Consider the following 9,829-nt stretch of genomic DNA (forward strand, 5'->3'; position numbering starts at 1 on the left):
ACCACCCCTTCCTCCATGCCCTTCATTAGGAATTGAGAATGAACCAGGAACTCGCCACCAACCCCCTGAACCCGCTGGCCCCGCCGCGGCAGTTCAATGAAATCAAGATCTCGCTGGCCTCGCCCGAAGAAATTCTGGCCTGGTCCTTCGGCGAGGTGAAGAAGCCCGAGACCATCAACTACCGCACGTTCAAGCCCGAGCGTGACGGCCTGTTCTGCGCGCGCATCTTTGGTCCGATCAAGGACTACGAATGCCTGTGCGGCAAGTACAAGCGCATGAAGTATCGCGGCCTGGTCTGCGAGAAATGCGGCGTCGAAGTGACCCTGCAGAAGGTCCGCCGCGAGCGGATGGGCCATATCGAGCTGGCCGCGCCGGTCGCGCATATCTGGTTCCTGAAGTCGCTGCCGTCGCGCATCGGCCTGATGCTGGACATGACGCTGCGCGATCTGGAGCGGATCCTCTACTTCGAGAACTATGTCGTCATCGAGCCGGGTCTGACCGACCTGACCTATGGCCAGCTGCTGTCCGAGGAAGAGTTCCTGGACGCGCAGGACAACTTCGGTGCCGACGCCTTCCAGGCGGATATCGGTGCCGAGGCCATCCGCGCGATGCTGTCGAACATCGACCTGGCGGCGACCGCCGACCAGCTGCGCGAGGACCTGAAGGCCGCCACCGGCGAGCTGAAGCCCAAGAAGATCATCAAGCGCCTGAAGATCGTCGAGAGCTTCCTGGAATCGGGCAACCGTCCGGAATGGATGGTCCTGACCGTGATCCCGGTCATTCCGCCGGAACTGCGCCCGCTGGTCCCGCTGGACGGCGGCCGGTTCGCCACGTCGGACCTGAACGACCTGTATCGCCGCGTTATCAACCGCAACAACCGCCTTAAGCGGCTGATCGAGCTGCGTGCGCCCGACATCATCGTGCGCAACGAAAAGCGCATGCTGCAGGAATCGGTCGATGCGCTGTTCGACAACGGCCGTCGCGGCCGCGTCATCACGGGCAACAACCGTCGCCCGCTGAAGTCGCTGTCCGACATGCTGAAGGGCAAGCAGGGCCGCTTCCGCCAGAACCTTCTGGGCAAGCGCGTCGACTTCTCGGGTCGTTCGGTCATCGTGACCGGCCCCGAGCTGAAGCTGCATCAGTGTGGCCTGCCCAAGAAGATGGCCCTGGAGCTGTTCAAGCCGTTCATCTATTCGCGGCTTGAGGCGAAGGGTCTGTCCAGCACCGTCAAGCAGGCCAAGAAGCTGGTCGAGAAGGAGCGCCCCGAAGTCTGGGACATCCTGGACGAGGTCATCCGCGAGCACCCGGTCCTGCTGAACCGTGCGCCCACGCTGCACCGTCTTGGCATCCAGGCGTTCGAGCCGATCCTGATCGAGGGCAAGGCGATCCAGCTGCACCCGCTGGTCTGTTCGGCCTTCAACGCCGACTTCGACGGCGACCAGATGGCCGTGCACGTGCCCCTGTCGCTGGAGGCGCAGCTGGAAGCGCGCGTCCTGATGATGTCGACGAACAACGTGCTGTCGCCCGCCAACGGCGCGCCGATCATCGTGCCGTCGCAGGATATGATCCTGGGCCTGTACTACGTCTCGATGCAGCGTGACGGCATGAAGGGCGAGGGCATGGCCTTTGCCAACATCGACGAGGTCGAGCATGCCCTGGCCGCCGGCGAGGTGCATCTGCACGCCAAGATCCAGGCGCGCCTGAAGCAGATCGACCAGAACGGCAACGAGGTCTGGAAGCGTTTCGAGACCACCCCGGGCCGCCTGCGGCTTGGCGGTCTGCTGCCGCTGAACGCCAAGGCGCCTTTCGAACTGGTCAACCGCCTGCTGCGCAAGAAGGACGTGCAGGTCGTCATCGACACCGTCTACCGCTACTGCGGCCAGAAGGAATCGGTGATCTTCTGCGACCAGATCATGGGTCTGGGCTTCCGCGAGGCCTTCCGTGCCGGCATCAGCTTCGGCAAGGACGACATGGTCGTGCCCGACACCAAGTGGACCATCGTCGGCGAGGTCCAGGAGCAGGTGAAGGAGTTCGAACAGCAGTATCTGGACGGCCTGATCACCCAGGGCGAGAAGTACAACAAGGTCGTGGACGCCTGGTCGAAGTGCAACGACCGCGTGACCGAGGCCATGATGTCCACCATCTCGGCCAACAAGCGCGACGAGAACGGCGCCGAGATGGAGCCGAACTCGGTCTACATGATGGCGCATTCCGGTGCGCGGGGTTCGGTCAACCAGATGAAGCAGCTGGGCGGCATGCGGGGCCTGATGGCCAAGCCGTCGGGCGAGATCATCGAGACGCCGATCATCTCGAACTTCAAGGAAGGTCTGACCGTTCTTGAATACTTCAACTCGACCCACGGCGCCCGGAAGGGTCTGTCGGACACCGCGTTGAAGACCGCGAACTCGGGCTATCTGACGCGTCGTCTGGTCGACGTCGCCCAGGACTGCATCATCCGCGAGCATGACTGCGGAACCGAGCGCGCGATCACCGCATCTGCCGCCGTGAACGACGGCGAGGTCATCAGCCCGCTGGCCGAGCGCGTGCTGGGCCGGACCGCGGCCGAGGACGTGCTGGTGCCGGGCGAGGACGAGATCATCGTCCGCGCCAACGAGGTGATCGACGAACGCAAGGCCGACGCCATCGAGGCGGCGGGCGTGCAGTCCGTGCGCATCCGTTCGGCGCTGACCTGCGAATCCGAGGACGGGATCTGCGCGCTGTGCTATGGCCGCGATCTGGCCCGCGGCACGCTGGTCAACATCGGCGAGGCTGTCGGCATCATCGCCGCGCAGTCGATCGGCGAACCGGGCACCCAGCTGACGATGCGGACCTTCCACATCGGCGGCATCGCGCAGGGCGGCCAGCAGTCGTTCCAGGCCGCCTCGCACGAGGGCACGATCGCCTTCCGCAACGAGAGCATCCTGGAAAACGCCAATGGCGAGCAGGTCGTGATGTCGCGCAACATGCAGATCCTGGTCATGGACGACCAGGGGCAGGAGCGCGCCAGCCACAAGCTGTTCTACGGCTCCAAGCTGTTCGTGAAGGAAGGCGAGCGGGTCATCCGCGGCGCGAAGCTGTTCGAATGGGACCCCTATACCCTGCCGATCATTGCGGAGAAGGGCGGCATCGCCAAGTTCGTCGATCTGCTGTCGGGGATCTCGGTCCGCGACGAGACCGACGATGCGACGGGCATGACCCAGAAGATCGTGACCGACTGGCGGTCGGCGCCCAAGGGCAACGACCTCAAGCCCGAGATCATCATCATGGACGCCAACGGCGAACCGGTGCGCAACGACCAGGGCAACCCGGTCAGCTATCCGATGTCGGTGGATGCCGTGCTGTCGATCGAGGACGGCCAGGAGATCAAGCCCGGCGACGTGGTGGCCCGCATCCCGCGCGAAGGCGCGCGGACCAAGGACATCACCGGTGGTCTGCCGCGCGTGGCGGAACTGTTCGAGGCGCGTCGTCCCAAGGATCACGCGATCATCGCCGAGATCGACGGCTATGTCCGCTTCGGCAAGGACTACAAGAACAAGCGCCGCATCACGCTGGAGCCGTCCGAGGAGGGTCTGACCCCCGTCGAGTACATGGTGCCGAAAGGCAAGCACATCCCGGTGCAGGAAGGCGACTTCGTGCAGAAGGGTGACTACATCATGGACGGCAATCCTGCGCCGCATGACATCCTGCGCATCATGGGGATCGAGGCCTTGGCCGACTATCTCATCGACGAGGTGCAGGACGTCTATCGACTGCAGGGCGTGAAGATCAACGACAAGCACATCGAGGTGATCGTTCGCCAGATGCTGCAGAAGATCGAGATCCTGGACGGCGGCGACACCACGCTGCTGAAGGGCGAGAACGTCGAGCGTGACGAGTTCGTCGAGGAGAACGCCAAGATCGAGGCACGCGGCGGACGTCCCGCCACGGGCGAGCCTGTCCTGCTGGGCATCACCAAGGCCAGCCTGCAGACCCGCAGCTTCATCTCGGCCGCCTCCTTCCAGGAGACGACCCGCGTGCTGACCGAGGCTGCCGTCCAAGGCAAGCGCGACAAGCTGGTCGGTCTCAAGGAGAACGTCATCGTGGGCCGCCTGATCCCGGCGGGCACCGGTGGTGCGACCACGCGCGTTCGCCGCATCGCGACCGAACGCGACGCCGAGGTGATCGAGGCACGCCGCGCCGAGGCCGAGGCCGCTGCAGCCCTGGCCGCGCCCGAGCCTTCCTTTGCCACCCCCGCGGCCGATCCGGTGGATCTGCCGCAGGACGGCAGCGACGATTGATCGCGACGCCTGACTGATGATGCAAAGGCCCGGCACCCAGTGCCGGGCCTTTGTCTTTTGGGTTGACCGCCCTTGCGGGCTGCACATACTGCATCTGCCGTTCAAGGAACCGTGATGCGCATGCAAGCCCTGGGTCTGTGCCGTTTCCCCCTGCCGGTGCAGGGCGGGTTGCAGATCGTGGCAGGAGACGCCCAGGCCCGCATGGGCCACCATTCCGAACCCCTTACGATGCGGACGTGCCAGCGTCGTCAAACCGCCTGCATGGTCAAACCTTTCGTGCGTGATACCGATCGCGGCGATGGCGATCAGGCCGATCGGGGCCTGTCGCGTCAGCATCCTGTCGCCGTTGGCAATGCCAATGCGCAAGTGTCGATCGACCGGTCCAGGGCGCAGCCGACCTCCGTGCCCGCACCACGTCCCGCACGGGCAGGGCGGCTGCGGCACCCCGCGCAGGATGCCGACAGCGGGGATCCTCCGGCGGCCTGACCAGTCGCCGCAAGCCCCCTGCCATCCTGTTCCGGAAAGCCGCCATGTCCACGCCCCTGATGTCCCCGCTGCGCCGCACGCGGCCCGCCTCGATCCGGCCAGAACCGCTGCAACCGGGCGACAACCTGCGCGGGGCAGGGCTGATGACGCTGTCGATGATGGGGTTCACCTGCAACGACGCGATCATCAAGTTCGTGGTCCAGGACATTCCGCTGTACCAGGCGATCACGCTGCGGGGGGTGTTCGTGCTGCTGGCCCTGATGATCCTCGCGCAGCGTGCGGGGGGCCTGCGCCTGCGCATTCCGGCCCCCGCCCGCGCGCCGATGGTCCTGCGGCTGGTCGGAGAGATCGGCTCGACCCTGCTGTTCCTGAACGCGCTGCAGCGCATGGCCATCGGCGACCTGACGGCGGTGATGCAGTCGCTGCCGCTGGTGGTGATGCTGGGGGCGGCGCTGTTCTTCAAGGAGACCCTGGGCTGGCGGCGCATCCTGGCGGTGGGGGTAGGCATGCTGGGTGTGCTGATCATCCTGCGCCCCGGCAGCGGCACGTTCGGCATCTGGTCGCTGGTCGCACTTGGGGCGATGCTGCTGGTCGCGGTGCGCGACCTGTCGACGCGCCAATTCGGGCGCGACGTCAGTTCGAACACCATCGCGTTCTATGGCGCGGTGCTGGTCACGCTGACCGGGTTCGTCCTCAGCCTGGGGCAGGGCTGGGTGATGCCGCAGCTGTGGCACCTTGCCCTGCTGGCCCTGGGCAGCGCCTTCCTGACCGTCGGTTACCTGTGCGCCGTGGCCGCCATGCGCGTCGGAGAGATCGCGGCCGTGTCGCCCTTCCGCTATACCTCGCTGCTGATGGCCATCTTTCTGGGACTGGTGATCTTCGGCGACTGGCCGGACCTCTGGACCTGGGTCGGATCGGCCCTTGTCGTGGGGGCGGGCATCTATACCATCTGGCGCGAGGCTCAACTGGGACGGCGGCGCTGATGCGGGTGCAGATGCTGGGACTGTGCCGCTTTTCCTATCTGGGACTGCGCGGCTATCAGGTCGAACATGACAGCATCGCGGCGCGCCGTGCCTATCTGTACGATCCCGACCGGCTGGCCCGGCGCTGGCTGTGGTTCCAGACCGTGGCCCTGCCGGGTTGGCTGGCGCAGACCGATCCTGACTTCACGCTGGTGATCATGACCGGGCCGGACCTGCCCGAACCCTGGCTGGGCCAGCTGCGCGACCTGTGCGACCGGGTGCCGCAGCTGCGCCTGTCGCTGGTGCCGGCGATGGACTATCACCTGGAGGCCTGTCACGCGGCGGTGGCGCCGCATCTGGACCCGGATGCGCAGGTGATCGGTCATTTCCGCCACGACGACGACGATGCGGTGGCGGTCGATTACATCGCCCGCGCGCGCGCCGATTTCGCGCGCGTCAGCCCGCTGTGGCAGGCCGAGGGCAAGCTGTCGCTGGACTATGGGCGCGGCCTGATCATCGCGGCGCGCGACGGCCAGCTGAAGATCACACCGCGGATCTGTCACAACATGGGGGTGGCGCTGACCATCTTCCTGGCGCCCGACGCGCCGCGGACGGCGCTGCATTTCAACCACACCAAGCTGGCGCAGTGGATGCCGGGCGTTCAGGTGACGCGCCCCCTGATGTTCATCCGCTCGATCCATGCCGACAGCGATTCCGGCGACATGGGGCCGGGCCTGCCCTGGCAGCCCGAGGAAGGCACGATGAACAGGCTGCTGCGCAGCCGTTTCGGCCTGCGCCGGGCGGATCTGGCCGCGCTGGCGCGCAGCCTGGGCTAGGCCGCAGGGGCCTTTGGGGCTTGTTGACAGGGGCGGGGATTCCCCCTATGACCACGCGACCCGGCGGGAAACCGCATCGGGTGCCAGAACCTGTGAGGTCAGGGTCCGGGCAGAACAGCCTCGATCCTCTGGAATTATGCCCGTCAGCCCTTTATGGGCGGGACGGGCTTGGCATTTTGCGATTCGCGCAGGATGCCGTCGAGAAGCGGCGCAACCGGTGGGTTGCGAGTATTGACAGAGCAAGACGGGGAACCGAATGCCGACGATCCAACAGCTGATCCGCAAGCCGCGGCAGCCGAGAGTGCAGCGGTCTAAATCCATGCACCTTCAGGGCTGCCCGCAGAAACGCGGTGTCTGCACGCGCGTCTACACCACGACGCCGAAGAAGCCGAACTCCGCTATGCGTAAGGTGGCCAAGGTCCGCCTGACGAATGGCTTCGAGGTCATCTCCTACATTCCGGGCGAGAAGCACAACCTGCAGGAACACAGCGTCGTGCTGATCCGCGGCGGCCGCGTCAAAGACCTTCCGGGTGTCCGTTACCACATCCTGCGCGGTGTGCTGGATACCCAGGGCGTCAAAGACCGTCGTCAGCGTCGTTCGAAATACGGCGCGAAGCGTCCGAAGTAAGGAGAGGCATCCATGTCACGTCGTCACGCCGCTGAGAAGCGCGATGTCCTGCCCGACGCCAAGTATGGCGATCGCGTGCTGACCAAATTCATGAACAACCTGATGGTTGACGGCAAGAAGTCGATTGCCGAGCGGATCGTCTACAACGCGCTGGAGCGCGTCGAGACCCGCCTCAAGCGCGAGCCCATCGAGGTCTTCCACGAGGCGCTGGAAAACGTGAAGCCGTCCGTCGAGGTGCGTTCGCGCCGCGTCGGAGGTGCCACGTACCAGGTTCCGGTCGAAGTCCGTCCGATCCGCCGCGAGGCGCTGGCCATCCGCTGGCTGATCACGGCCGCGGCCAAGCGCAACGAGAACACGATGGAAGAGCGCCTTGCGGGCGAGCTGTCCGATGCCGTCAACGGCCGCGGAACCGCCGTCAAGAAGCGCGAAGACACGCACAAGATGGCCGACGCCAACAAGGCGTTCAGCCACTACCGCTGGTAAGGCGAAAGGATCCACTTCATGGCACGCGAATATCAGCTTCCGCGTTATCGCAACTTCGGCATCATGGCCCACATCGATGCCGGCAAGACGACGACGACCGAGCGCATCCTTTACTACACCGGCAAGTCGCACAAGATCGGCGAAGTGCATGACGGCGCTGCGACCATGGACTGGATGGAGCAAGAGCAGGAGCGCGGCATCACGATCACGTCTGCCGCGACCACCACGTTCTGGCAGCGTCAGGAAGACCCCACGACCGAGGGGACTTCGGACACGAAGTACCGCTTCAACATCATCGACACCCCCGGCCACGTGGACTTCACCATCGAGGTCGAGCGTTCGCTGGCGGTTCTGGACGGCGCGATCTGTCTGCTGGACGCCAATGCCGGCGTCGAGCCGCAGACCGAGACCGTCTGGCGTCAGGCCGACCGCTACAAGGTTCCGCGGATCGTGTTCGTCAACAAGATGGACAAGATCGGCGCGGACTTCTTCAACTGCGTCCGTATGATCAAGGACCGCACCGGCGGCATCCCTTGCCCGATCGCCCTGCCGATCGGCGCCGAGGACAAGCTGGAAGGCATCGTCGACCTGATCAAGATGGAAGAGTGGGTGTGGGAAGGCGAAGATCTGGGCGCGTCCTGGGTCCGCAAGCCCATCCGTGACGAGCTGAAGGACCTGGCCGACGAGTGGCGCTCGAACATGATCGAGCTGGCCGTCGAGATGGACGACGCCGCCATGGAAGCCTACCTGGAGGGCAACGAGCCCGACGAGGAGACGCTGCGCGCGCTGATCCGCAAGGGCACGCTGTCGCTGTCGTTCTTCCCCGTCACCGCAGGTTCGGCGTTCAAGAACAAGGGCGTGCAGCCCCTGCTGAACGCGGTCATCGACTTCCTGCCGAACCCGCTGGACGTGCCGGCCTACATGGGCTTCACCCCGGGCGACGAGACCGAGACGCGCAACATCGAACGCCGTGCGGACGATGCGATGCCCTTCTCGGGCCTAGCGTTCAAGATCATGAACGACCCGTTCGTCGGCTCGCTGACCTTCACGCGCATCTATTCGGGCGTGATGAAGAAGGGCGATCAGCTGCTGAACGCCACCAAGGGCAAGCGCGAGCGCGTCGGCCGCATGATGATGATGCACTCGATCAACCGCGAGGAGATCGAGGAGGCCTTTGCAGGCGACATCATCGCGCTGGCCGGTCTGAAGGACACCACCACGGGCGACACCCTGTGCGATCCGGCCAAGCCGGTGGTCCTTGAGACCATGACCTTCCCCGAGCCGGTGATCGAGATCGCCGTCGAGCCCAAGTCGAAGGCCGACCAGGAGAAGATGGGCCTGGCCCTTCAGCGCCTGTCGGCGGAAGACCCGTCCTTCCGTGTGGAAACCGATCTTGAATCGGGCCAGACGATCATGAAGGGCATGGGCGAACTTCACCTCGACATCCTGGTCGACCGCATGAAGCGCGAGTTCAAGGTCGAGGCGAACATCGGTGCGCCGCAGGTGGCCTATCGCGAGACCATCTCGCAGTCGGCAGACATCGACTACACGCACAAGAAGCAGACCGGTGGTACGGGCCAGTTCGCCCGCATCAAGCTGACCATCACCCCGACCGAGCCGGGCGAAGGCTATTCATTCGAATCGAAGATCGTGGGCGGTGCGGTGCCGAAGGAATACATCCCCGGCGTCGAGAAGGGCATCAAGTCCGTCATGGACTCGGGCCCGCTGGCAGGCTTCCCGGTCATCGACTTCAAGGTCGCGCTGACGGACGGTGCGTTCCACGACGTCGACTCCTCGGTCCTGGCGTTCGAGATCGCTGCCCGTGCCGCGATGCGCGAAGGCCTGCGCAAGGCCGGCGCCAAGCTGCTGGAGCCGATCATGAAGGTCGAGGTCGTCACGCCGGAAGAGTATACCGGTTCGATCATCGGCGACCTGACCAGCCGTCGTGGCATGGTCCGGGGGCAGGACAGCCGCGGCAACGCGAACGTCATCGACGCCTTCGTGCCGCTGGCCAACATGTTCGGCTACATCAACAACCTGCGTTCGATGTCGTCCGKCCGTGCTGTGTTCTCGATGCAGTTCGACCACTACGAGGCCGTTCCGCAGAACATCTCGGACGAGATCCAGAAGAAATACGCCTGATCTTGCGGCGGGGCG

At 65.0% G+C, this 9,829-nt stretch carries 7 protein-coding genes; all 7 read left to right on the plus strand.

Going from position 1 to position 9,829, the window contains the following annotated elements; genetic code table 11:
- Positions 1-38 precede the first annotated feature (38 nt).
- The 7 genes from rpoC to fusA all read left to right on the plus strand — a co-directional run bounded on the left by rpoC (position 39) and on the right by fusA (position 9,814).
- Entirely contained in the window at positions 39-4,277 is a 4,239-nt protein-coding gene (gene rpoC / locus GBO37_RS11100) for a DNA-directed RNA polymerase subunit beta' (RefSeq protein ID WP_045981373.1), read from the plus strand.
- Positions 4,278-4,391: 114 nt separating this feature from the next.
- The gene (locus GBO37_RS11105) at positions 4,392-4,763 is read left to right on the plus strand and encodes a hypothetical protein (protein WP_252929006.1); all 372 of its coding nucleotides are present in this window, start codon (positions 4,392-4,394) and stop codon (positions 4,761-4,763) included.
- Positions 4,764-4,807: 44 nt separating this feature from the next.
- The gene (locus tag GBO37_RS11110) at positions 4,808-5,746 is read left to right on the plus strand and encodes a DMT family transporter (protein WP_139599500.1); all 939 of its coding nucleotides are present in this window, start codon (positions 4,808-4,810) and stop codon (positions 5,744-5,746) included.
- Entirely contained in the window at positions 5,746-6,561 is an 816-nt protein-coding gene (locus GBO37_RS11115; protein ID WP_139599499.1) for a glycosyltransferase, read from the plus strand. Before GBO37_RS11110 ends, GBO37_RS11115 begins: the two co-directional genes overlap by 1 nt.
- A gap of 256 nt (positions 6,562-6,817) precedes the next feature.
- Positions 6,818-7,189, plus strand: a complete 372-nt coding sequence (rpsL, locus tag GBO37_RS11120) for a 30S ribosomal protein S12 (RefSeq protein WP_042252808.1) — start codon at positions 6,818-6,820, stop codon at positions 7,187-7,189.
- A 12-nt stretch (positions 7,190-7,201) separates the two neighbouring features.
- Positions 7,202-7,672, plus strand: a complete 471-nt coding sequence (gene rpsG / locus GBO37_RS11125; protein WP_042252807.1) for a 30S ribosomal protein S7 — start codon at positions 7,202-7,204, stop codon at positions 7,670-7,672.
- A gap of 18 nt (positions 7,673-7,690) precedes the next feature.
- Positions 7,691-9,814 (plus strand): elongation factor G, encoded by a 2,124-nt coding sequence (fusA, locus tag GBO37_RS11130; protein WP_252929007.1) that lies wholly within the window; start codon positions 7,691-7,693, stop codon positions 9,812-9,814.
- Positions 9,815-9,829 lie beyond the last annotated feature (15 nt).

Origin of the sequence: Paracoccus sp. 08, from assembly GCF_024105395.1 — a bacterium.
Lineage (GTDB): Bacteria > Pseudomonadota > Alphaproteobacteria > Rhodobacterales > Rhodobacteraceae > Paracoccus > Paracoccus marcusii.